Here is a 25291-nt window from a genome sequence, read left to right on the forward strand (position 1 = left end):
TCGCTGCGGGGAAACCGGTCCAGTTGCCGTGACTTTGGGCCGGCGCCAATGACTTGGCGTCCAAGTTGCGGTGCAACATTGGCGCCGATCCCGTGCAGGACACGGCGCCGATGCGCGCGCATGCTTACTCGAACTCTAGGATGGCGGTGTCGACGGCCAGGCTGTCGCCGGGCTGGTGATTGACGCGCGCGACGGTGCCGGCGCGTTCGGCGCGCAGGATGTTCTCCATCTTCATCGCCTCGACCACCGCCAGCGGCTGTCCCGCCTCGACCCGGTCGCCCTCGCCCACCTCCAGGCGGGTGAGCAGGCCGGGCATCGGGCAGAGCAGGAACTTGGAGGTGTCGGGCGGCAGCTTCTCGATCATGTGCCGCGCGAACGGCGCGACATGCGCGGGCAGCACGCGCACGACATGGCTGGCGCCGCGCGTCGTCAGCCGCCAGCCGGCGCGGACGGGCTGGACCTGTACCGACAGCGGCTCGCCATCGATCGTGGCGGTGACGAGGCGGGTGCCGGGACGGTAATCATGGTCGAGGTCGACGCGCTCGCCATCGATGGTCAAATGTTCGCCGAGCTCGACGTCGAAATCATCGCCGCCGATCCGCACCTGCCACGCGCTGGGCGCCGCCAGCGTATCGCCCAGCTGCCCGCCGATCGACCGCGCCCGCGCCGCGGTCCGCTCGGCAATCGCAGCGGCCAGCGCGGCAAGCTTGCGCTTGAGGCCGCCGCCGGTCTCGGCACCGGTGAAGCCCTCGGGATATTCCTCGGCGATGAATCCCGTCGTCAATGCGCCCGATCGGAAGCGCGGATGCTGCATCAGCGCCGACAGGAAATCGACATTGTTGCCCACGCCCTCGACCACGAACCGGTCGAGCGCCGCAACCTGAAGGTCGGCGGCTTCATCGCGCGTCGGCGCCCAGGTGACGAGCTTGGCGATCATGGGGTCATAGAACATGCTGACCTCGCCCCCCTCGGCGACGCCATCGTCGATGCGGATATAGCCGTCCTTCGATACGCGGCCTTCGCCTTCGCTCAGTCCGCTACTCAGGACGAACGGGGTCTCTTCCATCCGTTCGCCCTGAGTAGCCGCTGAGCTTGTCGAAGCGGCGTATCGAAGGGTCGTGTAGGGCGTGTCGCTCGCCGCCGGCGGTGCGTAGCGCACCAGCCGCCCGGTGCTCGGCAGGAAGCCGCGATACGGGTCCTCGGCGTACACCCGATTCTCGATCGCCCAGCCGTTCAGCTTCACGTCGTCCTGGCCGAACCCCAGCGGCTCGCCCGCGGCGACGCGGATCATCTGCTCGACAAGGTCGAGGCCCGTGATCGCCTCGGTCACCGGATGCTCGACCTGAAGCCGGGTGTTCATCTCGAGGAAGTAGAAGCCGTCGCCGGTGGTGTCCGCGCCCGACACGATCAGCTCGACCGTGCCCGCGCTATGATATTCGACCGCCCGTGCCAGCGCGACCGCCTGTTCGCCCATCTTGCGGCGCATGTCGGGCGTGACGAAGGGCGATGGCGCTTCCTCGACCACTTTCTGATGGCGGCGCTGGATCGAGCATTCGCGCTCGCCGAGATAGACGATGTTGCCGTGCTGGTCGCCCAGCACCTGAATCTCGATATGACGCGGCTGTTCGATGAACTTCTCGATGAACACGCGGTCGTCGCCGAAGCTCGCCAGCCCCTCGCGCTTGGTCGCCTCGAACCCCTCGCGCACGTCCTGCTCGGACCAGGCGAGACGCATCCCCTTGCCGCCGCCGCCGGCCGACGCCTTCATCATCACCGGATAGCCGATGTCCGATGCGATCCGCACCGCCTCGTCGGTATCGGCAATCTCCCCCAGGAAGCCGGGCACGACGTTGACGCCGGCGGCCTTGGCGAGCTTCTTCGACTCGATCTTGTCGCCCATCGCCGCGATCGCGTTCGGCGGCGGGCCGACAAAGGCGATCCCCGCCTCCGCGCACGCCCGGGCGAAGCTCTCACGCTCGGACAGGAAGCCATAGCCGGGATGGATGCAGTCGGCGCCGGTCTCCTTGGCGGCGAGCAGGATCAGCTCGGCCTTGAGATAGCTCTCCGCCGCCGGCGCAGGCCCGAGGCGGACGGCCTCGTCGGCCATCAGCACGTGCGGGCTGCGCGCATCGGCGTCCGAATAGACCGCGACGGTCTTCAGCCCCATCCGCTTGGCGGTGCGGAAAACCCGGCACGCGATTTCGCCGCGATTGGCGACGAGGATCTTGTTGAACATCCTACCCCTGCCTTGGTCGCCGGCCCTGAACATGCCGGTCGTTGAATTCGCTCTTAACGCCACAACCGTCATGCCGGACTTGTTCCGGCATCCACCGTGCCGCCGGACGGATCGCCAGCGTGGATCGGTGGACCCCGGAACAAGTCCGGGGTGACGAGGGCAGGGAGAAGCGTCACCGCTCCTCGATCAATTCTTTGAGCGCCATCGTCCGCGCCTCGGTCAGGCGTGCGAGGCAGCCTGATTGCAGCATCGGCTGCATCGATCCGCCGCGCGCTTCCTGAGACGCCAGCTTACACTCGGCGTCGCGATAGGCGAGCCAGGCGCGCTGCGACTTCAACAACAGCTCGGCGGTCGGCGGGCCGAAGCCATCGTCGCCATTCTCGCGGTCGTTGGCGCGCAGCTTGGCCAGCGTCACGCGCCACTGCGCGTTCATCGCCTTGTCCGCCTGCTGATAGTCGCTGGCGGCACAGGCGTTGAGCTCGGCCTGGTTGCCCGATGCGCCGCATTGCTGCGCGAGGGCAGCGGCGAGGAGCAGGCTCAGCATCCGCATTTCTCCTGTGTCGGCGCCGCCGCCATCGCGGTCAGCCCAAGCTTCGCGAACAGCGCTGCATCGGCATCGTCGCCGGCATTGCCCGTCGTCAGCAGCTTGTCGCCGGTGAAGATCGAGTTCGCGCCGGCCATGAAGCACAGGGCCTGTGTCGCCTCGCCCATGCTCTCGCGGCCCGCCGACAGGCGCACCATGCTCGACGGCATGGTGATGCGCGCGACCGCGACGGTGCGAACGAACTCGATATCGTCGATCTTCGCCATCGGCGTGTCGGCGAGCATGTCACCGAGCGGCGTGCCCTTGACCGGCACCAGCGCGTTCACCGGCACGCTTTCCGGCGGCGTGGGCAGGTTGGCGAGCGCGTGGATGAAGCCGACACGGTCGGCGCGCGTCTCGCCCAATCCGACGATGCCACCCGAACAGACGTTGATCCCGGCCGCACGCACCGATTCGAGCGTGTCCAGCCGGTCCTCGAACGTCCGGGTCGTGATGACCTTGGCATAATGCTCGGGCGAGGTGTCGATGTTGTGGTTGTAGTAGTCGAGCCCCGCCTCGGCGAGCTGGTCAGCCTGGGCCGGCGTCAGCATGCCGAGCGTCATGCAGGTTTCCATCCCCATCTGGCGCACGCCCTTCACCATCTGGACGATTGCGGGCATGTCGCGGTCCTTGGGATTGCGCCACGCGGCCCCCATGCAGAAGCGCGTCGAGCCATTGTCCTTGGCCTCAGCCGCCGCCTGCATCACCGCGCGCACGTCCATCAGCCTGGTGGCCTTGAGCCCCGTCTCCGCGCCCGCGGCCTGGTTGCAGTATCCGCAATCCTCCGGACAGCCGCCGGTCTTGATCGACAGGAGCGTCGATCGCTGGACCTGATTTGCCGGGTGATTGGCGCGATGGACCTCGGCCGCGCGGAACACGAGTTCGATAAAGGGCAGGTCGTAGAGCGCGGCGATGTCGTCGCGGCTCCACCGCTCGCTCACCGCCTGAATCGTGGTCATCTCGTTCATTCCGCCGTCTCCGAATGCGGCGCCATGTTATGGCCCAGCAGCCGCAGCACTTCCTCCGCTGCGGCGATCAGGTTGGTTCCCGGGCCGAAGATCGCCTGGACCCCGGCGTCGCGCAAATACTGGTAATCCTGCGCGGGGATCACCCCGCCCGCGATCACGCGGATGTCGGTGCGACCCGCGTCCTTCAGATGCCCGATCAGCTCGGGAATCAGCGTCTTGTGCCCGGCCGCCAGGCTGGACGCGCCGACGACGTCGACATCCTGCTCGATCGCGAGCCTGGCCGCCTCCTCCGGCGTCTGGAACAAGGGGCCGGGCACCACCTTGAACCCCAGATCGCCAAACATCGAGGAGACGAGATTGGCACCGCGGTCGTGCCCGTCCTGCCCCATCTTGGCGACGAGCATCCGCGGCTTGCGCCCAAGCCGCCGCTCGGTCGCGGCGACGCCGTCGGTCAGCCGCGACCAGCGTGCATCGCCCTGATAGGCGCCGCCATAGACGCCGCTGACCGGCGTCGGCTGCGTGCCGTATCGTCCGAACACGATCTCCATCGACGCCGAAATCTCGCCGAGCGTCGCGCGCGCCCGCGCCGCCTCGACCGCAAGCGCCAGCAGATTGGCATTGGCCACGGCGCCTTCGCGGAGTGCGGTGAGCGCCGACTGGCACGCCGCCTCGTCGCGGGTCTCGCGGACACGGTTGATGCGCGCGATCTGGCTCTGGCGGACGGCCTGGTTGTCGATGTCGAGGATCTCGACCGGGTCCTCGTCCTTCAGCCGATACTTGTTGACGCCGACGATCACGTCCTCGCCGCGGTCGACGCGCGCGGCGCGGGCGGCGGCGGCTTCCTCGATCATCGCCTTGGGCCAGCCGGCATCCACCGCCCTGGCCATCCCGCCCTCGGCATCGACGCGCTCGATGATCTCCCACGCGCGGTCGACCAGTTCCTTCGTCAGCGCCTCGACATAATAGCTACCGCCCAGGGGATCGACGACCTTGGTGATCCCGGTCTCTTCCTGCAGCACGATCTGCGTGTTGCGGGCGATCCGCGCGGAAAAGTCGGTGGGCAGCGCGATCGCCTCGTCCAGCGCATTGGTGTGGAGGCTCTGCGTGCCACCCAGTGCCGCCGCCATCGCCTCCACCGCGGTGCGGATGACGTTGTTGTAGGGGTCCTGCTCCTGGAGCGACACGCCGCTCGTCTGGCAGTGCGTGCGCAGCATCTTCGAGCGCTCGTCCTTCGCGCCGAGCTCGGTCATCACGCGGTGCCACAGCGTGCGTGCAGCGCGCAGCTTGGCAATCTCCATGAAGAAGTTCATGCCGATCGCGAAGAAGAACGACAGCCGCCCGGCGAACTTGTCGATGTCCAGCCCCGCCGCCATCGCGGCCCGCGCATATTCCTTGCCGTCGGCGATGGTGAAGGCAAGCTCCTGCACCTGCGTCGCCCCCGCCTCCTGCATGTGATAGCCGGAGATCGAGATCGAGTTGAACTTGGGCATGTGCTCGGACGTGTAGGCGATGATGTCCGAGATGATCCGCATCGATGGCGCGGGCGGATAGACGTACGTGTTGCGGACCATGAACTCCTTGAGGATGTCGTTCTGGATGGTTCCGTCGAGCAGCTTCTGCGGAACGCCCTGCTCTTCGCCCGCGACGATGAAGAAGGCGAGGATCGGGATCACCGCGCCGTTCATCGTCATGCTGACGCTCATCTGGTCGAGCGGGATGCCGTCGAACAGGATCTTCATGTCCTCGACGCTGTCGATCGCGACGCCCGCCTTGCCGACATCGCCGACCACGCGCGGATGGTCGCTGTCATAGCCGCGGTGGGTGGCAAGGTCGAAGGCGACGCTCAGCCCCTTTTGGCCCGCGGCCAGGTTGCGGCGGTAGAAGGCATTCGATTCCTCGGCGGTGGAGAAGCCGGCATATTGTCGAATCGTCCAGGGCCGGCCGGCATACATCGACGCCCGAACGCCGCGCGTGAACGGCGCGAAGCCGGGCAGGCCGGGATCGATCCCGGCCACGTCGTCGGCCGTGTAGAGCGGCTTCACCGCGATCGCCTCCGGCGTCTGCCAGGTCAGGTCGCGGCCTTTCACCTCCTTGTCGGCAAGCGCCTTCCAGTCGGCGGGGGTGGGTTTGTCATTGGTCATTGAAATAATCCGTTCGCTTCGAGCGCAGTCGAGAAGCCATTGCTTGCCACATCCGAGCGTTTCTCGACTTCGCTCGAAACGAACGCCGGTCAGGCGCCCTTGAACTCGGGCTTGCGCTTCTGGAGGAACGCCATCCCGCCCTCCAGCGAGTCAGCGGTGCCGCGCGCGGCGCGCTGCGCCTGCGCTTCGGCGTGCATCGCCGCGGCATAGTCGCTCTCCGCCGCCCGGTGCACCGCACGCCGCATCAGCCCCAGCGCCGCGGTCGGCCCCGCCGCCAGCCGCTCGGCCAGCGCGAACGCGGCCTCGTCCAGCGTTTCGTCGGCGACGACCTTGTGGATCATCCCCCAGTCGAGCGCGGTGTCGGCGCGCACCCGCTCGCCCAGCATCATCATCTCGGCGGCACGCGCGCGCCCGATCAATCGCGGCAGCATCCACGTCGCGCCGCCGTCGGGCACCAGGCCGATGTTGACGAACGCCTGGAGGAAATAGGCGGTGTCGCTCGCCACGCAGAAATCGGCGGCAAGCGCCAGGCTGCACCCGATGCCGGCGGCGGGGCCGCGCACCGCGCTGACCACGGGCACCGGCAGCTCGGCGATCGCCAGCAGCGCAGGGTTGTAGTGATTGGAGAGCGCCTCGAACGTCGCCTCGCCCGGATCGCCCGCGGCCTGCGCGACGTTCCCGACATCGGCGCCCGAGCAGAACGCCCGCCCCGCCCCCGCGATCAGCACCGCGCGCGCCCCGTCCAGCGCGCCGATCGCCGCGCGAAGCTCGTCGAACATCGCCGGCGGCGCGGCATTCAGCCGGTCCGGCCGGTTGAGTGTGACGACCAGCACGTCACCGCGCCGCTCGGCGAGGATGTGATGGAACGCAGCCATCAGATCGCCCCCTCCACCTGCGTTCGCTTCGAGCGAAGTCGAGAAGCCTGTTCCAGACCAACGTTTCTCGACTGCGCTCGAAACGAACGCGCAGATTTGAACGCGCTCAATGCCCGTCTCCCGGCGCTTCCATGATCTCGGTCAGCACGCCGCCTGTGCCCCGCGGATGGAGGAAGAAGATCGGCGTTCCGTGCGCGCCGATCCGCGGCTCGCCGAGGACACGCACGCCTTTCGCCTCGAACCACGCCTTGGCCGCGTGGATGTCCGGCACCTCGTAGCAGACATGATGCTGCCCGCCCGCCGGGCTCTTCTCGATGAACCCACGGATCGGAGAGGCATCGCCCAGCGGCTCGATCAGCTCGATCTGCGTTCCCCGTCCTGAGCCTGTCGAAGGAGGGGTGTCAACGAAACACACCCGGACGCCTTGTGCCGGCAGGTCGAACGGCTCGCCGATCGCGGTCGCCCCCATCACGTCGCGATAAAAGGCGATGCTGTCGTCGATCGACGGCGTCGCGACGCCGACATGGTTGAGGCGGCCGAGGATCATCTCAGTCCTCCGGCAATGCGCGACGGCTGCGGGCATCGGCGCGGGCTTCGTCGATGATCGTCTCGACCCGGACGAGCCGCTCGCGCAGCATAGACATGGCGTCGCGAAGGCCGGCGATATCGCGATCCTGCCGCTCGATCGTGCGCTCGAGCCGCTCGATGCTCGACTGCATCAGGACGACGTTCTTCAACGCGGCGGCAGCATCACTCAGAAAGCTCATTTGCGCACGCCCATTTCGCGCAGGAAAGCGTCGGTTTCGGCGTGATTCTTGTCGAGCGTTGCGATCATCCGCTCGATCGAAGCGCTGATCTTGGGCACCGCAAGATTCACCTCGCTGACCAGCGCGGCGAACGCCGCCTCGTCGTCGGGCGAAGGCTGACTGATGAATTCGCTTGTCGCCTCGCGCACGACATGACCGATCGACTTGCCCTGGCTCGCCGCAAACGCATCGAGCGCCGCCTTGTGGGCGGGCGTCGTAAGGAAAGTCACCCGTTCGGTCTGCATCACCGCCTCCTTGCCATTACAAGGACATTATAAGGATTGCGGATCTCGCTCACAACGGAATGTTGTCATGCTTCTTCCACGGGTTCTCGAGCTGCTTGCCGCGCAGCTTGCGCAGGCCCAGCGCGATCCGGCGGCGCGTGGAATGCGGCAGGATGACCTCGTCGATGAAGCCCTTCGAGGCCGCGACGAACGGGTTCGCGAAGCGGGCCTCGTATTCCGCGGTGCGCTCGGCGATTTCCTCAGGCGTGCGGCCGCGGAAGATGATCTCGACCGCGCCCTTGGCACCCATCACCGCGATCTCGGCGGTGGGCCAGGCATAGTTGAGGTCGCCGCGCAGATGCTTCGACGCCATCACGTCGTATGCGCCGCCATAGGCCTTGCGCGTGATGACGGTGATCTTGGGCACGGTCGCCTCGGCATAGGCGAAGAGCAGCTTGGCGCCGTGCTTGATGATGCCCGAGTGCTCCTGCCCGACGCCGGGCAGGAAGCCGGGCACGTCGACGAAGGTGACGATCGGGATCTCGAACGCGTCGCAGAAGCGCACGAACCGCGCCGCCTTCTTCGACGAATTGATGTCGAGCACGCCGGCCAGCACCATCGGCTGGTTGGCGACGATGCCGACCGTTCGCCCCTCGATCCGGCCGAAGCCGGTGAGGATGTTGGCGGCGTGCGCGGGCTGCACCTCGAAGAAGTCGCCCTCGTCGACGACCTTCCGGATCAGCTCGTGCATGTCATAGGGCATGTTGGCCGACGGCGGGATCAGCGTGTCGAGGCTGCCCTCGATCCGGTCCCACGGATCGTCCGACGGCCGTACCGGCGGCGCCTCACGATTCGAGGCAGGCAGGAAGTCCACGAAGTCGCGGGCCGCGAGCAGCGCCTCGATATCGTTGTCGAAGGCCACGTCGGCGACCCCCGACTTCGTGGTATGCGTCACCGCGCCGCCCAGTTCCTCCTGCGTGACGATCTCGTTCGTGACGGTCTTCACTACATCCGGGCCGGTGACGAACATGTACGACGAATCCTTCACCATGAAGATGAAGTCCGTCATCGAGGGGCTATACACGGCACCGCCCGCGCATGGCCCCATGATGAGCGACAATTGCGGCACGACGCCCGATGCCAGCACGTTGCGCTGGAACACCTCGGCATAGCCGCCCAGCGACGCGACACCCTCCTGGATGCGCGCGCCGCCGCTGTCATTGAGGCCGATCACGGGGGCGCCGACCTTCATCGCCATGTCCATGATCTTGCAGATCTTCTGCGCGTGCCGTTCCGACAGCGAGCCGCCGAACACGGTGAAGTCCTGGCTGAACACGAAAACGAGGCGGCCGTTGATCGTGCCCGACCCCGTGACGACGCCGTCGCCGGGCACCACCTGGTCCGGCATGCCGAAGTCGACGCAATTATGCTCGACATACATGTCGAGCTCCTCGAACGACCCCTGGTCGAGCAGCACGTCCAGCCGTTCGCGCGCGGCCAGCTTGCCCTTGGCATGCTGGGCGTCGATGCGCTTCTGGCCGCCACCCAGGCGGGCGGCGTCGCGGCGGCGTTCGAGTTCGGCGATCGTCGAGGACATGCGCACTCCCGCTATCTGCCCGCGCTTCATCGCGGGCGGGCAGGGAAAAGGCAAATGCGATGTTGCAAACCTTCTGAGATCATGTTTGCAAACACCGCCGTTCGTGTCGAGCGAAGTCGAGACACGTGTTCGAGCGAAGCGAGAAGTCGGCCTCGGCTCCGCTCGGCGGGTGTTCTCGACTTCGCTCGAACCGAACGGGTTTGTAGAAAGGTCTTGGAATGCCCCCGCCCCGTCGCCTGTTCGCCGGCCATCAGCTCCGCGCGCTGCGCCGCCGCCACGGCCTCAGCCAGGCGCTGGCGGCCCAGCGGCTCGGCATCTCGACCAGCTACCTGTCGCAGATCGAGAATGGCGACCGGCCGCTGACCGAACTCGTGCTCGCTGCGCTCGCCCGCGCCTTTCCGCAGGATTGGGGGAGGATCGGCGAGGACGCGACGCTCGCCGCCGCCGCCCTTGCCGCCGCCACCGACCCGCGGATCGAGGGGGTGGCAGAGCCCGACCCGGGCCTCACCCGCGCGCTTCGCCAGCAGCCGCAACTCGCGCGGCGACTGGTCGCGCTCCACGCCGCCTATGCCCGGGTCGAGGCGCAGGTGCGCGTGCTCGACGACCGCGTCGATTCGGGCGAGAATGCCGCGCGCCAGCCCTGGGAGAGCGTGCGCGACTGGTTCCACGACGCCGGAAACTATGTCGACACGATCGACCGCGGCGCGGAGGCGCTCGTCGCGCGCTTCCCCGGCGACGCGGCGCCTGCGCGTGCGATCGCCGAACGGCTGCGCTCACGCCACCGCGTGACGATCGAGCGCGGCGAAGCGGGCGGCGGGCTGCGTGCCTATGATCCCGCGCGCCGCACCCTCCGCCTCGACCGCGCGCTGCCGCCCGAAAGCGCGGGGTTCCAGCTCGCGCACCAGCTCGCCCGGCTGGAGCTGGCGGGGGAGATCGATGCGACGGTCGCGGGGTCGGGGCTCGGCGATCCGGCCGCGCGCGCGCTCTTGTCGGTCGGCCTCGCCAACTATGCCGCGGGGGCGCTGACCATGCCCTATGCCGCGTTCCGTGAGGCGGCGCGGGCCGAGCGCCACGACATCGACCGGCTTCGCGAGCGCTTCGGCGTCAGCTTCGAGCAGGCGTGCCATCGTCTGTCCACCCTTCAGCGGCCGGGGGCGGAGGGCGTGCCGATGTTCTTCTGCCGCGTCGACATGGCGGGCAACATCACCAAGCGGCATTCGGCGACGCCGCTCCAGTTCGCGCGGTTCGGCGGCGCCTGTCCGCTCTGGATCGTCCATGAGGCGGCGGCGATCCCCGACCGGATCCTCGTCCAGCGCGCCGAAACGCCCGACGGCGCCCGCTACGTCATCATGGCCAAGGGGCTCGTCAAACCCTCGGGCAGCTTCGCCCGCGCGCCGCGCCGCTATGCGGTGACCTTGGGGTGTGAGGCCGCGCATGGTGAGGCGTTCGTCTATGCCGACGCGCTGCCCCCCACGAGCGGCGTGACGCCGATCGGCAGTTCGTGCCGCATCTGCCCGCGCACGACCTGCGATCAGCGAGCGTTCCCACCCGCGGCGTCGGCGATCGCGATCGATCCCGACGCGCGCGGCGTGGTGCCGTATGGGTTCGAGTAGCACCGAGGAAGCGGGATTTCGGATCAAGTCCGGGATGACGATCTTGGTGCCCGCTCCCCGATCTCTCGTCACCCCGGCCTTGAGCCGGGGTCCCGCTTTGACTCTCTAAAGGCGTGACCGCTCTTCCTCCGGCGTCGGCCCGGTGCCGCTCTGGGTTGCCACGTCGCCGCCCAGCGCGCTGTCCTGGTCCTGCCCGTCGCCGACCGCGTCGACATCGCCCACCGGGCCGTCGGGCGGCGCGTTGTCGTCATCGGCACCGATCGCATCCGCGGCGGTGACGGGCTCCTCGTGCCGCTCGTGCCCGCGGCCGGGGTTCAGGCCGGGCGTGTCGCCCTCGTGCATCCTGCGATCGTCTTCAGCCATGTTCGCTCTCCTCTCAATGGCTTAACCGGCGAAACGCGAGCGAGTTGCCCCCGCCCCGCCGCCCGTGGCAGGATGCGCGGCAAACAGGACGAGGAGAGATGCGATGGCCACCGCGATCCGCGAGGCGAGCCCCGATCGAGAGCGTGAGGCGCGGCTGCAGCTCGCCGCCTGCTACCGCGTGTTCGACATGCTCGGCTGGTCCGAGATGATCTACAACCACATCACGCTGAAGGTACCGGGCGAGGAGGGCGCGTTCCTCATCAACCCGTTCGGGCTGCATTTCAGCGAGGTCACCGCCTCCAGCCTCGTCAAGATCGACATCGACGGCAACAAGCTGTGCGGATCGCCCCACCCGGTCAATCGCGCGGGGTTCGTCCAGCATGCGGTGTTCCACCGCCACCTTCCCGACGCGCACTGCATCATGCACACGCACACCACCGCGGGCATGGCGGTCAGCTCGCTGGAAGGCGGCCTTCGCCCCATCAACTTCTATGCGGCGAGCTTTACCGGCCAGATCGCCTATCATGATTTCGAGGGCGTGACCGTCCGCGACGAAGAGGGTGCGCGGCTCGTCGCCAATCTGGGCGACAAGCGGGCGATGCTGCTGCGCAATCACGGGATCGTCGCGATGGGCCGCACGCTGCCCGAGGCGTTCCTGCGTCACTGGTCGCTTCAGCGTGCCTGCGAGATCCAGCTCGCGACGATGAGCATGGGCACCCCGATCGAGGTGCCGGCCGAGGTGATCGCCGTCCACCAGCGCGACCTGTTCCAGGCGCAGGCCCCTGGCGGCCCCGGCGCCGCCGACTTCGCCGCGATGGTGCGAAAGGTCGACCGCATCGATCCGAGCTGGCGGGACTGATCGTTCACGTCACCCCGGATCAAGCCTGTCCTGAGCTTGTCGAAGGGTCCGGGGTGACGCGTCAGGGTGGACCTTGCGGTTGCGCGCGACTACCCGCCGCACCATGAAGGCGACGATCTGGCACAATCCGCGCTGCGGCACCTCGCGCAAGACGCTGGCGATCCTCGAGGAGACGCCGGGCGTCGAGGTGACCGTCATCGAGTATCTCAAGACTCCGCCGACTCGCGAGGAACTTCGTCGCCTCTACGAGCGCGCCGGCATGACCCCGCGCCAGGGCCTGCGCGCCAAGGAGCCGCTCGCGGCCGAGATGGGCCTGCTCAACGCCGACAATATGACGATCGTCGAGGCGATGATGGCGCACCCGATTCTGATCGAGCGCCCGCTGGTCGAAACCGACAAGGGTGCCGCGCTCTGCCGTCCGCAGGACAAGGTGCGGGACCTCCTTTGAGCGAATGGGATCGCATGGTCGCGGGCGAGCCTTACGACCCGCACGCCCCAGACATCGCCGCGAAGCTGGCGGCGGCGGGCGAGTGGATGGCGCGCTACGCCGGGAGCTACACCCTGCCCGCGGCCGAGCGGGAGGCGCTGCTGCGCGAGGGTCTCGGCGCGGTCGGCCCTCGCTGTGTCGTCCGGCCGCCCTTTTTCGTCGACTATGGCGTCAATGTGCGCCTGGGCGAGGGCGTGTTCCTCAACTTCGACTGCGTCATCCTCGACGTGTGCCGCGTCACCATCGGCGACCGCACGCAGATCGGGCCCAAGGTCCAGATCTATGCCGCCGACCACCCGCGCGATTGCGCCTCGCGCGCGGCGGGGATCGAGTTCGGCCGGCCGGTGACGATCGGCGCCGACGTCTGGATCGGCGGCGGCGCGATCCTGTGCCCGGGCGTGACCGTCGGCGACGGTGCGATCGTCGGCGCGGGCGCGGTCGTCACGCGCGACGTCCCCGCCGGCGCGACCGTCGTCGGCAATCCCGCGCGCGTGCGGGGATGACTCCTGCGGGGGATGACGAGGGCCGCGCACGCCGCTAGAGGCTGCGCGCATGACCCAGATCACGCCCGAGATCGTCGCCGAGCACGGCCTTTCCCCCGAGGAATATGAGCGCGTCCTGAAGGCGCTCGGCCGCGAGCCCAACCTCACCGAACTCGGCATCTTCTCGGTCATGTGGTCCGAGCATTGCAGCTATAAATCCAGCCGCATCCACCTGAAGAAGCTGCCGACCGAGGCGCCCTGGGTGATCTGCGGCCCGGGCGAAAATGCCGGCGTCATCGACATCGGCGACAATCAGGCCGCGATCTTCAAGATGGAGTCGCACAACCACCCCTCCTACATCGAACCCTATCAGGGCGCGGCGACGGGCGTGGGCGGCATCCTTCGCGACGTGTTCACCATGGGCGCGCGGCCGGTCGCCAACATGAACGCGCTACGCTTTGGCCGCCCCGATCATCCCAAGATGCGCCACCTGATCGCGGGCGTCGTCCACGGCATCGGCGGTTACGGCAACTGCGTCGGCGTGCCCACCGTAGGGGGCGAGGTCAATTTCCACCCCGCCTATGACGGCAACATCCTGGTCAACGCGATGACCGTCGGTATCGCGCAGCAGGACAAGATCTTCTATTCGGCCGCCGCGGGCATCGGCAATCCGGTGGTCTATGTCGGGTCCAAGACCGGCCGCGACGGCATTCACGGCGCGACGATGGCGTCGGCAGATTTCGACGACAAGTCGGACGAGAAGCGCCCGACCGTGCAGGTCGGCGACCCCTTCACCGAAAAGCTGCTGATCGAGGCGTGCCTCGAACTCATGGCCAGCGACGCGATCGTCGCGATCCAGGACATGGGCGCCGCCGGCCTCACCAGCTCGTCGGTCGAGATGGCGTCGAAGGGCGGCGTCGGCATCGAACTCGTGATGGACAACGTCCCCCAGCGCGAGACGGGGATGACCCCGTACGAGATGATGCTGTCGGAAAGCCAGGAGCGGATGCTGATGGTGCTGAAGCCTGGCCGCGAGGCCGAGGCGGAGGCGATCTTCCGCAAGTGGGAACTCGACTTCGCCGTCATCGGCACCGTCACCGATACCGGCCGCATGGTGCTCAAGTGGCAGGGCGAGACCGTCGCCGACATCCCGCTCGCCCCGCTGGCGGACGATGCCCCGCTCTATGACCGGCCGCACGTCCCCACCCCGCCCCGCCCCGAGCTGACCGACGCGCCCGAGAGCGAGGACATTGCCGCCGATCTCCTGCGGCTGATGGCCTCGCCCGACCTCGCCAGCCGGCGCTGGATCTGGGAGCAGTATGACCACATGGTCGGCGCCGACACCGTTCAGCGCCCCGGCGGCGACGCCGCGGTCGTGCGCGTCCACGGCACCGAAAAAGCGTTGGCGATCACCACCGACTGCACACCGCGCTACTGCTTCGCCGACCCGGTCGAGGGCGGCAAACAGGCGATCGCCGAGGCGTGGCGCAACCTGACCTGTGTCGGTGCGACGCCGCTTGCCGTCACCAACTGCCTCAACTTTGCCAATCCGCAACGGTCCGAGATCATGGGCCAGCTCGTCGGCTGTCTGGAGGGGATGGGCGAGGCGTGTCGCGCATTGGACTTCCCGATCGTCAGCGGCAACGTGTCGCTCTACAATGAATCGAAGGCGACCGGCGGCGGCTCGGCGATCCTGCCCACGCCCGCGATCGGCGGCGTCGGGTTGATGCCCGACTGGCAGAAGTCGGTCGGCATCGGCTTTCGCCGCACCGGCGACGCGATCATGCTGGTGGGCGAGCGGATGGGCCATCTCGGCCAGTCGGTGTGGCTGCGCGAGCTCCACGGGCGCGAGGACGGCCCGCCGCCGCCCGTCGACCTCAAGGCCGAGAAGCGCACCGGCGACTTCATCCGCGAACAGATCCGCAAGGGCGCGATCCGTGCGTGCCACGACGTCGCCGATGGCGGCATGGCGGTCGCCGTCGCGGAGATGGCGCTGGCAAGCGGCATCGGCGCGCTGGTTGACGCGGTGCAGCCGTTCGGGCTTGCCGAAAGCTTCTTCGGCGAGGACCAGGGCCTGTACGTCGTCACCGTCTGCGACCAGTGCATGGCCGACTTCATGGCCGATGCCGAGCGCGCCGACGTGCCCGCCGATCTGCTCGGTCGCACGATCAAGGACCGGCTGGTGTTCGAGACCGAAGCGGGCGACTTCACCGTCACGCTCGCCGACCTGCGCGCCGGCCATGAGGGCTTCTTCCCCCGGCTGATGCAGGGCGAGGTCGCCGCCTGACGCCGGACACCACGCCCCCACCCCGCGTCCTCGGCCTCGATGTCGCGCGGGGGGCGGCGGTGATGGGCATCCTGCTCCTCAACATCGTGTCGTTCGCGATGCCGAGCGACGCGTACACCAACCCGCTTGCGTGGGGGCCGGCGCGGCCGGCCGACCTTGGCGCATGGGCGATCAACCAGATGCTGTTCGAGGGGCGGATGCGCGGCCTGCTCGCGCTGCTGTTCGGCGCCGGCGTGCTGCTTGGGGCCGCTCGCGCCGAGCATCGGGCCCGCCGGCATTATGCCCGGATGGCCGTGCTCGCGCTGTTCGGGCTCGCCCACGGCTATCTCGTGTGGAACGGCGACATCCTGCTCCACTATGCGATCCTCGGCTGCCTGCTGCCGGTCGCGTGGGACTGGTCGGCGGGGCGGCTGGCGCGGGCGGCGATCGTCGTGCTTGCGCTGCACACGCTGTTGCTCAGCCTCCAGTTCGGCGCGGTTTTTGCCTTTCGCGCCGCGGCGCAGGCGCCGGATGCGTCCGCCAGCCTCGTCGCCGGGTACCGCGCGTTGTTCGCCAGCTTTCCGCAGGCGGGAAGCGCGTCGACGGCGGCAGAACTAGCCGCCTATCGTAGCGGCTGGCTCGAAGCGGTTGCCTTTCGCATGGGCCCGCGCGGCGACACGCCGATCCGCCTGCTCCAGTTCGCGGGCGGTGAGACGCTGGGCTACATGCTGCTCGGCATGGCGCTGTGCCGGGCGGGCGCGCTGACCGGCGGATGGTCGGACGCGGCGCTCCGGCGGACGATGGCGTGGGGCTATGGGATCGGCATGCCGGGTCTGGCGGCGCTGACGCTCTGGGGCTTTGCCTCGGACTTCGATCCCGCGGTGCTGATGGGCAATTTCATCGCCTGGTCGATCCCCTTTCGCGTCGCCACCGCGCTCGCGCATCTCGCGCTGCTGCTCTGGCTGGCGCGGCGCTTTGCCGGTGCGGCTTTCATCGAGCGGCTCGCAGCGGTCGGCCGGTTGGCCTTCACCAACTATCTCGCCACCAGTCTCGTGCTGACGACGATCTTCTACGGATACGGTCTGGCCCTTTTCGGCCGCATCGGCCGTGCCGAGCTTTACCTCGTCGTTGCGGCCACGATGGCGGGGATGCTGTGGGGATCGCGCTGGTGGCTGGCGCGCCATCGCGTCGGGCCGCTGGAAGGCGTGTGGCGAGCTGCATCGGCAAAACTTGCGAACGCGACGCATTAAGGCTTGTGGTCAAGCGATCAGACGGTTAGAACGATTCGCAATAGCGAGGGTGCTTATGGTCGTCTGCGTTTGCAATGCAATCCGTGAACGGGAAGTGCGCGAGGCCGCGCGCGGCGGTGCGATGAGCGCCTGCCAGGCGTATCGCGCGCTCGGATGCCAGGCCAAGTGCGGCCAGTGCGTGCCGTTTGCGCGAGCTATTATCGATGCAGAGCGCGCTGCTGCCTGACACTCGCAACAGCGAAAAACCGCAGATTTCCGCCATTCTTCGGGTATCGCGAGCCGCTTTTTCGCGCTAAATTACCGGCCTGTTTCCATTCCACGCAAAGGCCGCGCGCATGAAGGGCGATCCCCAGGTTCTCGAATATCTCAACACGGCGCTCAAGAACGAGCTGACCGCGATCAACCAATATTGGCTGCATTACCGCCTGCTCGACCATTGGGGCGTCTACAAGCTCGCCCAGTTCGAGCGGAAGGAGTCCATCGAGGAGATGGAGCACGCCGACTGGTTGGCGGAGCGCATCCTGTTCCTCGACGGACTGCCCAACTTCCAGCTGCTCGGCCGGCTGCGCATCGGCGAGACGGTCGAGGAAGTCCTGAAGGGCGACCTAGCGCTCGAGGAGGAAGCGATCCCGCTGCTCCGCGACGCGATCGAGCATTGCGAGAAGGTCCGCGACTATATCAGCCGCGACCTGTTCCGCCGCATCCTCGACAACGAGGAAGAGCATGTCGACACGCTGGAGCGCCAGTTCGACATGATCGAGCGGATGGGCATCCAGAACTACATCCAGCTCAACTCGCAGTCCGAGAACGACGCCAAGCGCGAGGGGTGATCGGCGGACGTTGAACCCGACCTGCCCGCTTCCCCGGCAAGGACCGGGGTCCAGTTGGGGGACGATTGTGGCGTAGCGCAACGCCCCTCATCGCGGCCTTCCCAACTGGACCCCGGCCTTCGCCGGGGAGGTCTTTTTGGGTGTCGTCATGCCACCAACATCGTCACTCCGGACTTGATCCGGGGTCCGGCTTTCTCATCGCTGCGGAGAAGAAGAAGCGGGATCCCGGCTCAAGACCGGGATGACAGGGTTGGCTAACCGCGTGCTCGCGCGAAGGCGAAAGTTCGACCACCCGATTTCCAATCACCGACCCTCAGTCCAAATGGCCGAATGAACACCCGCGGGGTTAAGGCGTTCGCACGCCGTCTTCCATTCCAAGGACCCTGCCATCCTCCAGCCAGCCGACACCGGGCATCCGGACACCCGCGCAGCCGAGCCCGGCGACGGCCTGCCGATGCCGCGCCGCGCAGTGGCGATCGCGGCGATCTCGTTCGGGACGGCGTTGTTCGTCATCGACGGCGCGATCGCCAACGTCGCGCTGCCGACGATCGCGCGCGATACCGGCGTCAGCGCCGGCGCGGTTGTGGCGGTTGTGACGCTCTATCAGCTCGTGCTCGTCATGGGGCTCCTTCCCTTCGCCAATCTCGGCGACCGACTGGGGCACCGGCGGTTGTACCAGCTCGGCCAGGTCATCTTCCTCGTGGCTTCCGCCGCCAGCCTGCTCGTCACCGGCTTCGCCTCCCTGCTCGCCGTGCGCGTGGGACAGGCGCTGGGCGCAGGCATGGCGCTCAGTGTGTCGGCGGGGATGCTGCGATCGATCTATCCGGCCAAGAGCCTGGGCTCGGGCCTCGGCATCAACAGCGTGACCGTGGCGTCGGCGAATGCACTCGCGCCGACTCTGGGCGGCTTCATCGTCGGCCATGCCGACTGGCGCTGGGTGTTCTGCGCCGCCGCGCCGTTCGCGATCCTGTCGATCCTGCTCGGCCGCTCGCTCCCCGAGCCGAAGCCCGTGCCCGGCCATTTCGACTGGCAAGGCGGCATCTGGAGCGCGCTGACGATCGGCGCGATCATCGGCGGGATCGAGCTTGCCGCGCATAGCGCCGAGCTGCGCATCCCCGGCGCCGCGATGATCGTCGGCGGCATCGTCTCGGCGATCCTGCTCGTCCGGCGCGAGCGCGCGAGAGCGCGGCCGGTACTGCCGGTCGACCTGATCGGCCGTCCGGTAATCGGCCTGTCGGTGCTCGGCGCGATCAGCGGATTTCTCGCCTCGGCCTCGCTCATCGTCCTGCTGCCGTTCCGTTTCGAACAGGGCATGGGCTATTCGCCGGAGGAGGTTGGCCTGTTGATCCTGCCGGTGCCGCTGACGCTGCTGGTCGTCGCGCCGCTTGCCGGCTGGCTGTCCGACCGGATCGCGCCGTCGCTGCTGGGCATTGCCGGCTGCACGCTCGCGATCATCGGATTTACGCTAATCGCAACGATGCCGGCCGAGCCCGGCTGGTGGCACATCGCCTGGCGGCTGTCGCTGACCGCCTGCGGCTTCGGGCTGTTCTTCGCACCCAATTCGCGGCTCATCATCGGCGGCGCGCCGCGCGATCGGGCGGCGGCGGCGGGCGGCCTGCTGTCGACCTCGCGCCTGCTCGGCCAGACGCTCGGCGCGTCGGTCGTCGGCGTGATGCTGGCGATGGGCCTGGGGCTCGGCCCGGTGCCGCTGATCGTCGCCGCCTGCTTCTCCGCGATCGCGCTCGTCTGCAGCGCGCTGCGGCTCAAGGCGTCCTGAAGACCGTAGCTGCAACCCTCACGCATCCGGGCCGTTGTCGGGACAGCCCATGTAGGAGAATGTCGATGCAGGTCGATCAGGAAGAAAACACCAAGGTCCGCCACCGCATGTGGAAGGAGCTGTCGAAGAGCCCGTTCGTCATGATCGGCCTGGTCGGCAGCCACGACCACCACGAACCGATGACCGCGCAGCTCGACCCCGATGCCGACAGCGAGTTCTGGTTCTACTGCAACAAGGACAACCGGGTCGCCAAGGGCGGCGAGGCGATGGCGCAGTTCGCGTCCAAGGGCCACGACATCTTTGCCTGCATCCACGGCACGCTGACGGAGGAAACGCGGCAGGAGATCTTCGACAAATACTGGAACAACCAGGTCGAGGCGTGGTTCGAGGGCGGCAAGGAAGACCCCAACGTCATGATGCTCCGCTTCGACCTGAAGGACGCGGAGATCTGGGAAGGCGACCAGTCGCTGACCGGCAAGTTCAAGATGCTCACCGGCCAGACGATCGATGCGCGCGAAGCCGGCAAGCACGCCGAAGTGACGCTTTAAGCCAGGTGGGCGGCGCGGGTCAGTCCGCTCCGCCCTCCATCTCTTCCTTGACCTGGCCGTGCGCGATCAGTGCGAACAGGCCGCTCCCACCGATGACGTTACCCAGGAACGCGGGCAGCACGAATCCGAATGCGACCCAGTCGAGCCCCGCGCGGCCCGCCAACCACAGCAGCCACGCCTCGGCCGATCCCACCACGACATGCGCGAAGCCGCCGGCCGCAACGAGCCAGGTGATCGCGACCACCACCCAGAAGCTGTTCTCGCGCGCATTGGGCAGCACCCAGGCGAGGCTGGCGATCAGGAAGCCCGCCGGAATGCCGAGCACCAGCGTGCGGCCGAAGTCGTTCGTCAGCAGGTGCGACGAGAATTCGAGTGCGCCGATCAGCGTCGCCTCGTCGACGATCCACCCTTGCGCCATCATCGCCGCGACGATCAGCGTGCCGACCAGATTGCCGATCAGGACGATGCCCCACAGCCGCGCTAGCCGCCCGAAATTGACAGCCCGGGGCTCGGCGACCACCGGCAGCACCGCGCTGACCGTCGCCTCGGTGAAGAGTTGCAGGTTGCCGAGGACGACGATGACGAAACCGATGGTGTAGCCGAGCGACGAGACGAGCTCGGCCCAGCGCGCGTCGGGAAGGCCTGCGCGCAGCGTCGCGACGCCGATCAGCGAGGCGCACACGCCGATCCCGGCGGCGAGCGCCGAGAAGAACAGGCCGGTCGCCGGCCGGGCGAGTTCGTCCGCCCCGGCCTTTCGGATCACTTCATAGATGACGACGGCGGAGCCCGTTTCGCGCTCTTCGACCGCCTCGCGCTCTTCCGCGTCGAGATGGTCGGGCTCGCCGCCCTCGTCGCTCATCCGGCGTGCGCCGTCATCCATTCCTCGACCACCGGGGCGATGCGCGTGCGCCACTTCGACCCGTTGAAGATGCCGTAATGGCCGACACCCTCCGCCATCAAATAGCGCTTGCGATCCTCGGCGAGCGAGGTGGCGATGGTCAGCGCCGCCTTGGTCTGGCCGATGCCAGAGATGTCGTCGCGCTCGCCCTCGATCGCGAGGATGCCGACGTCGGTGATCGCCCCGGCATCGACCGGACGCCCGCGATGCGTCATCGTCCCCATCGGCAGCGCATGCCGCTGGAACACGACGTCGATTGTCTGGAGATAGAATTCGGCGGTCATGTCGCAGACCGCGCGATATTCGTCATAGAAGCGCATCGTCGCGCCGGCGCTCTCGCCATCGCCCTGCACCAGATGCTTGAACATCTCCCAGTGCGAGACGAGGTGGTTGCCGAGGTTCATCGTCATGAATCCGGCGAGCTGTAGGAAGCCCGGATAGACCTTGCGTCCCGCGCCCGCATAGAGCGAGGGGACGGTCGCGATGACGTTCTGCGCGAACCAGGCGTGCGGCCGCTCGGTCGCGAGCGTGTTGACCGCGGTCGGCGCCTCGCGCGTGTCGATCGGCCCGCCCATCATGGTGAGCGTGCGCGGCAGGTTCGGGTGCTGGTCCGCGCTCATCAGCGCGACCGCGGCATAGCAGGGGACCGACGGCTGGCAGACCGCGAGCATGTGCGGGCGCGCATTGCCTTCAGCACCGATGGCCGCGCACCAGTCGATCACGTAATCGATATAATCGTCGAGGTCGAAGCGCCCCTCGCGCATCGACACGAGCTTCGCATCGCGCCAGTCGGTGATGTAGACGTCGGCGACCGGCAGCATCCGCTCGACCGTGCCGCGCAAGAGCGTGGCATAGTGGCCCGACATCGGCGCGACGATCAAGAGCTTGGGGCCGCCGGTCACGCCTTCGCGCACGAAATGCTTGAGCTGGCCGAACGGCTTGCGCGCGACGATCTCCTCGCGCACCGCGACGACGCGGCCGTCGACCGTCGTCTGGTCCAGCCCGAACGGCGGCTTGCCGCGCGGCGCGGAGGCGTGCGCGAAAACCTCGAGCGCGGAAGCGAGCACCGGGCCGCCGCCGAAATAGGCGAACGGGTTTGCCGGATTGTTCAGCAGTCCCGCACTGAAATTGGCCAGCGCACTGGCCCCCGCCAGCATCGAGCGCTGCATCTCATAGGCGTCGTAGAGCATCCGGTATCCTTCCTCGCCCGCACCCGCGCGGCGGGAAAGGGTTGGTTGATATAGCGATTGACCCCCTCCCCCCGCAACAATGGTGCGACGGTTCGCATTTTTCTCTTTCGTTCGAGTTCACGAACGCGCGGGAACCGCTTTCGGCTCAGCGGGGCGCCAGGCCGTGGCGAAGGAAGTCGGCCATCTCTGCCGCGATCGCCTCCGCGGGCCGCTCCTCTTCCCAGACGCCGAAGCGCAGGCCCAGGAAGACGTTCATGCCCATGATCGCCCAGGCATGCGCCGCACCGACATCGGCGCGAACCTCGCCGCGCGCGGCGGCGGCGGTGAGCCGCGCCTCGATCCGTTCGGCCGTGGTGGCATAATGGCTGCGGAAACTTTCGGCATCGACGAACTCGGCCTCGTCGATGATGCGATAGATCTCCTTGTGCGCGCGCACGAAGTCGATGAAGTGCCGGAGGCCCGCCTGCTCGGCCGCGATGCCGTCGGGCGCGGCGCGGACCGCGGGGGCGACATGGTCGCGCACCTGCGCCGACATGTCGCGCACCAGCGCGCGGAACACCGCGTCCTTGGAATCGAAATAGGTATAAAAGCTGCCGAGCGCGACGCCGGCGCGGCGGGTGATCCCGCTGATCGACCCATCGTGGAACCCCTTCTCGCCGAACTCCGCCGCCGCTGCATCCAGGATCGCGCGCAGCGTCCGTCGACCGCGCTCGGTCCGCGGCACCTTGCCCTCGCTTGCGGCTTGCGCCTCGCCCATCCGCTCTCCCCATTTCCCAAGTTGAAACCCGGTTCAGGTTTCAGTATAGCCAAAGCACACCATGCACAACCCGCGGCAAAGCGGGGTGCATCCATGAGGGAGGGGATCGGCCGATGGCTCGCCTGAACACGCGGTTCGTGCAGTTTCTGACGCTCACGGCGGCACCCGCCGCGCTTTTCGCCACGCCGGCGCACGCGCAGGACGTCCCTGCCGAGCCGGAGGCGCAGGCCGCCGACACCGCGCCCGCCTCGGCCGCGCTCGGCGACCAGGACATCGTCGTCACCGCCCAGCGCCGCTCCGAATCGCTGCTGCGCGTGCCGATCGCCGTCACCGCCTATTCGGGCGAGGCGCTCGCCGCGCAGGGCGCGATCGACCTGTCCGACATCGGCGACACCACGCCGAACGTCACGCTGGAGCCGTCGCGCGGCACCAATTCGACGCTCACCGCCTTCATCCGCGGCGTCGGCCAGCAGGACCCGGTCCCCGGCTTCGAGAGCGGCGTCGGCCTCTATCTCGACGACGTCTATCTCAACCGGCCGCAGGCGGCGTTGCTCGACATCTACGACGTCGAGCGGATCGAGGTGCTGCGCGGGCCGCAGGGCACGCTCTATGGTCGCAACACGATCGGCGGCGCGATCAAATATGTGACGCGGCGCCTGCCCAACGAGCTTTCGGTCAACGCCCGCGCGACCTTTGGCAGCTATGACCAGGCCGACGGCGTGCTCAGCATCTCCGCCCCGCTCACCGACGGCATCCGCGTGGGCGTGGCGGGTGCGCGCCTGTCGCGCGGCGGCTTCGGCGAGAACACCACGCTTGGCATCGAAAACTACAACAAGGACGTGTGGGCGGGCCGCGGCACGATCGAGTTCGAGACCCCCGACAACCGCCTGCTCGTCCGCCTGTCCGGCGATTACACCCATGACAAGTCGAACGCTCGCAACGGCCATCGCCTGCTCCCCGGCCTGCTGACCGGCGCGCCGGTGCTGGACGACGTGTTCAACACGCGCGCCGGCCTCGCCTTCCCGCTCAACGATATCGAGGCGGGCGGGCTTGCCATGAACATCAGCGCGGAGATCGCGACCGGCCTGACGCTCCGCAGCATCAGCGCGTGGCGCAAGGACCGCAGCCTGACGCCGATCGACTTCGACGCGCTGCCCACCGTCGATGTCGACGTGCCCGCCGTCTATCGCAACGAACAGATCAGCCAGGAATTCCAGCTCGCCTATGAAAGCGAGCGGCTGAAGGGGCTGGTCGGCTTCTACTATCTCGATGCCAGGGCCTCGACGCGGTTCGACGTGATCCTCGCGACGACGGGGCCGATCCTAGGGATCCCACTTGCCTCCGGGTTCGGTCAGCAGACCGCGGGCGACGTGCGGACGGATACCTGGTCGGGCTTCGCCGACTTCACCTTCGACGTGACCGACTGGCTCGCGCTGACCGGCGGCATCCGCTACACCAGCGACACGCGCAAATCGGCGATCTTCAAGGCCAATCGGCTGGGCGGCGCCGACGTCCAGTTCGGCGGCAACGGCGTCAACCTGGGCGCACCGATCACCAACTTCACCGGCGAGGCGACATTCGAGAAATGGACGCCGCGCGCGGTCGTGACGATCACGCCGAGCGACACTTTCCTCGCTTACGCCTCCTACTCGAAGGGGTTCAAGGGCGGCGGGTTCGACCCGCGCGGATCGGCCAACATCGCGCCCAACAACAATGGCGTGCCCGGCATCCAGTATGACGACATCTACAACTTCTTCCTGTTCGAACCCGAAGAGGTCGACAGCTATGAAGTGGGCTTCAAGGGTTCGTTGTTCGACCGCGCCTTCACCTATGCGGTGACGGGCTTCTGGGGCGACTACAAGGACGTGCAGGTGCCGGGCTCGGTCGGCGTCGACGCCAATGGCGACGGCATCTTCGAGGGGTTCGCCGGCGTCACCACCAACGCCGCCGCCGCGACGCTGAAGGGGATCGAGGCCGAGCTGTTCGCCCGCCTGCTCCGCGACTTCGCGGGTGCGGGCAGCCAGGTCAGTCTGTCGGGCACGCTCGGATATATCGACGCGAAGTATGACAGCTTCATCGGTCCGGCGGGCAACGAGGTCGCGGACTTCCGCCGGATCCAGAACACGCCCGACTGGACGCTGTCGGGGACGCTCGGCACGATCGTGCCGATGGGATCGGGCGAGTTCAACGCCTCGACCACCGTCAGCTATCGCAGCGACACGACGCAGTTCGAGGTGCCAAACCCGTTCCTCGACCAGCCGGGCTATGCACTATGGGATGCGAGCATCAACTACAGCTTCGGGCCCGAGCGTCGCTATTCGATCGGTCTGCACGGCAAGAACCTGACCGACGAGCGCTACATCACCTCGGGCTATCTGTTCGCGGTTGCTAATCCGCAGACCGGGCTGCCGATCATCACGCCGTCGGGCGGGATCACCCCGTCGCTGGGGCGCGAGGGCGTCGCCACCGCTTTCTACGGCAATCCGCGCCAATTCTATGTGACGCTCGGCCTGAAGTTCTAAAAGGGGGAATGGGCGGGTG

At 67.8% G+C, this 25291-nt stretch carries 24 protein-coding genes; 11 read left to right on the plus strand and 13 right to left on the minus strand.

Going from position 1 to position 25291, the window contains the following annotated elements:
* Positions 1-124 precede the first annotated feature (124 nt).
* From RS883_RS15515 to RS883_RS15555, 9 genes are all read right to left on the minus strand, one after another.
* The gene (locus RS883_RS15515) at positions 125-2236 is read right to left on the minus strand and encodes an acetyl/propionyl/methylcrotonyl-CoA carboxylase subunit alpha (RefSeq protein ID WP_315761085.1); all 2112 of its coding nucleotides are present in this window, start codon (positions 2234-2236) and stop codon (positions 125-127) included.
* 172 nt (positions 2237-2408) lie between these two features.
* Complete coding sequence (locus RS883_RS15520; protein WP_315761086.1) at positions 2409-2780, minus strand: lysozyme inhibitor LprI family protein; 372 nt, start codon at positions 2778-2780, stop codon at positions 2409-2411.
* The gene (bioB, locus tag RS883_RS15525; protein WP_315761087.1) at positions 2774-3787 is read right to left on the minus strand and encodes a biotin synthase BioB; all 1014 of its coding nucleotides are present in this window, start codon (positions 3785-3787) and stop codon (positions 2774-2776) included. Before bioB ends, RS883_RS15520 begins: the two co-directional genes overlap by 7 nt.
* Positions 3784-5928: a methylmalonyl-CoA mutase gene (gene scpA, locus RS883_RS15530; protein WP_315761088.1), complete on the minus strand. Its 2145-nt coding sequence runs from the start codon at positions 5926-5928 to the stop codon at positions 3784-3786. The genes bioB and scpA overlap by 4 nt, the downstream gene beginning before the upstream one ends.
* A gap of 89 nt (positions 5929-6017) precedes the next feature.
* Positions 6018-6803 (minus strand): enoyl-CoA hydratase-related protein, encoded by a 786-nt coding sequence (locus RS883_RS15535; protein WP_315761089.1) that lies wholly within the window; start codon positions 6801-6803, stop codon positions 6018-6020.
* Between the two features lie 106 nt (positions 6804-6909).
* The gene (gene mce, locus RS883_RS15540) at positions 6910-7350 is read right to left on the minus strand and encodes a methylmalonyl-CoA epimerase (RefSeq protein WP_315761090.1); all 441 of its coding nucleotides are present in this window, start codon (positions 7348-7350) and stop codon (positions 6910-6912) included.
* A 1-nt stretch (position 7351) separates the two neighbouring features.
* The gene (locus RS883_RS15545) at positions 7352-7570 is read right to left on the minus strand and encodes a hypothetical protein (protein WP_315761091.1); all 219 of its coding nucleotides are present in this window, start codon (positions 7568-7570) and stop codon (positions 7352-7354) included.
* On the minus strand, positions 7567-7854 hold the full coding sequence (locus RS883_RS15550) for a hypothetical protein (protein ID WP_315761092.1): 288 nt from the start codon (positions 7852-7854) through the stop codon (positions 7567-7569). Before RS883_RS15550 ends, RS883_RS15545 begins: the two co-directional genes overlap by 4 nt.
* A 49-nt stretch (positions 7855-7903) precedes the next feature.
* Entirely contained in the window at positions 7904-9430 is a 1527-nt protein-coding gene (locus tag RS883_RS15555; protein ID WP_315761093.1) for an acyl-CoA carboxylase subunit beta, read from the minus strand.
* Between the two features lie 218 nt (positions 9431-9648).
* Here RS883_RS15555 and RS883_RS15560 point away from each other — a divergent pair, with 218 nt between their 5' ends.
* Positions 9649-11043, plus strand: coding sequence for a helix-turn-helix domain-containing protein (locus tag RS883_RS15560; RefSeq protein ID WP_315761094.1), 1395 nt, complete (start codon positions 9649-9651; stop codon positions 11041-11043).
* 105 nt (positions 11044-11148) lie between these two features.
* Here RS883_RS15560 and RS883_RS15565 read toward each other — a convergent pair whose 3' ends face one another.
* Positions 11149-11406 (minus strand): hypothetical protein, encoded by a 258-nt coding sequence (locus RS883_RS15565; protein ID WP_315761095.1) that lies wholly within the window; start codon positions 11404-11406, stop codon positions 11149-11151.
* Between the two features lie 103 nt (positions 11407-11509).
* Between RS883_RS15565 and RS883_RS15570 the strand changes: the two genes are divergently transcribed.
* The 9 genes from RS883_RS15570 to RS883_RS15610 all read left to right on the plus strand — a co-directional run bounded on the left by RS883_RS15570 (position 11510) and on the right by RS883_RS15610 (position 19905).
* A complete protein-coding gene (locus RS883_RS15570) occupies positions 11510-12265 on the plus strand; it encodes a class II aldolase/adducin family protein (RefSeq protein WP_315761096.1) in 756 nt (251 codons plus the stop codon).
* Between the two features lie 103 nt (positions 12266-12368).
* The gene (arsC, locus tag RS883_RS15575) at positions 12369-12713 is read left to right on the plus strand and encodes an arsenate reductase (glutaredoxin) (RefSeq protein WP_315761097.1); all 345 of its coding nucleotides are present in this window, start codon (positions 12369-12371) and stop codon (positions 12711-12713) included.
* Positions 12710-13255 carry a sugar O-acetyltransferase gene (locus tag RS883_RS15580; protein ID WP_315761098.1) on the plus strand — a complete coding sequence of 182 codons (546 nt, stop codon included), beginning with the start codon at positions 12710-12712 and terminating at the stop codon, positions 13253-13255. The genes arsC and RS883_RS15580 overlap by 4 nt, the downstream gene beginning before the upstream one ends.
* A gap of 49 nt (positions 13256-13304) precedes the next feature.
* Entirely contained in the window at positions 13305-15521 is a 2217-nt protein-coding gene (gene purL, locus RS883_RS15585; RefSeq protein ID WP_315761099.1) for a phosphoribosylformylglycinamidine synthase subunit PurL, read from the plus strand.
* Between the two features lie 62 nt (positions 15522-15583).
* On the plus strand, positions 15584-16750 hold the full coding sequence (locus RS883_RS15590) for a DUF418 domain-containing protein (RefSeq protein WP_315761100.1): 1167 nt from the start codon (positions 15584-15586) through the stop codon (positions 16748-16750).
* A gap of 55 nt (positions 16751-16805) precedes the next feature.
* Entirely contained in the window at positions 16806-16976 is a 171-nt protein-coding gene (locus RS883_RS15595) for a (2Fe-2S)-binding protein (protein WP_315765168.1), read from the plus strand.
* A gap of 109 nt (positions 16977-17085) precedes the next feature.
* Entirely contained in the window at positions 17086-17580 is a 495-nt protein-coding gene (gene bfr, locus RS883_RS15600) for a bacterioferritin (protein ID WP_315761101.1), read from the plus strand.
* A 454-nt stretch (positions 17581-18034) separates the two neighbouring features.
* A complete protein-coding gene (locus tag RS883_RS15605; RefSeq protein WP_315761102.1) occupies positions 18035-19357 on the plus strand; it encodes an MFS transporter in 1323 nt (440 codons plus the stop codon).
* 65 nt (positions 19358-19422) lie between these two features.
* Positions 19423-19905, plus strand: coding sequence for a pyridoxamine 5'-phosphate oxidase family protein (locus RS883_RS15610; protein WP_315761103.1), 483 nt, complete (start codon positions 19423-19425; stop codon positions 19903-19905).
* Positions 19906-19924: 19 nt separating this feature from the next.
* Here the strand turns inward: RS883_RS15610 and RS883_RS15615 are convergent, their stop codons facing one another.
* The 3 genes from RS883_RS15615 to RS883_RS15625 all read right to left on the minus strand — a co-directional run bounded on the left by RS883_RS15615 (position 19925) and on the right by RS883_RS15625 (position 22750).
* Positions 19925-20764: a formate/nitrite transporter family protein gene (locus RS883_RS15615; protein WP_315761104.1), complete on the minus strand. Its 840-nt coding sequence runs from the start codon at positions 20762-20764 to the stop codon at positions 19925-19927.
* Entirely contained in the window at positions 20761-21993 is a 1233-nt protein-coding gene (locus RS883_RS15620; RefSeq protein WP_315761105.1) for a polyhydroxyalkanoate depolymerase, read from the minus strand. The genes RS883_RS15615 and RS883_RS15620 overlap by 4 nt, the downstream gene beginning before the upstream one ends.
* A 145-nt stretch (positions 21994-22138) precedes the next feature.
* On the minus strand, positions 22139-22750 hold the full coding sequence (locus RS883_RS15625) for a TetR/AcrR family transcriptional regulator (RefSeq protein ID WP_315761106.1): 612 nt from the start codon (positions 22748-22750) through the stop codon (positions 22139-22141).
* A gap of 113 nt (positions 22751-22863) precedes the next feature.
* Here RS883_RS15625 and RS883_RS15630 point away from each other — a divergent pair, with 113 nt between their 5' ends.
* Complete coding sequence (locus RS883_RS15630; RefSeq protein WP_315761107.1) at positions 22864-25272, plus strand: TonB-dependent receptor; 2409 nt, start codon at positions 22864-22866, stop codon at positions 25270-25272.
* The last annotated feature ends 19 nt before the right edge of the window (positions 25273-25291 follow it).

Source organism: Sphingomonas sp. Y38-1Y, assembly GCF_032391395.1.
Classification (GTDB): Bacteria; Pseudomonadota; Alphaproteobacteria; order Sphingomonadales; family Sphingomonadaceae; genus Sphingomonas.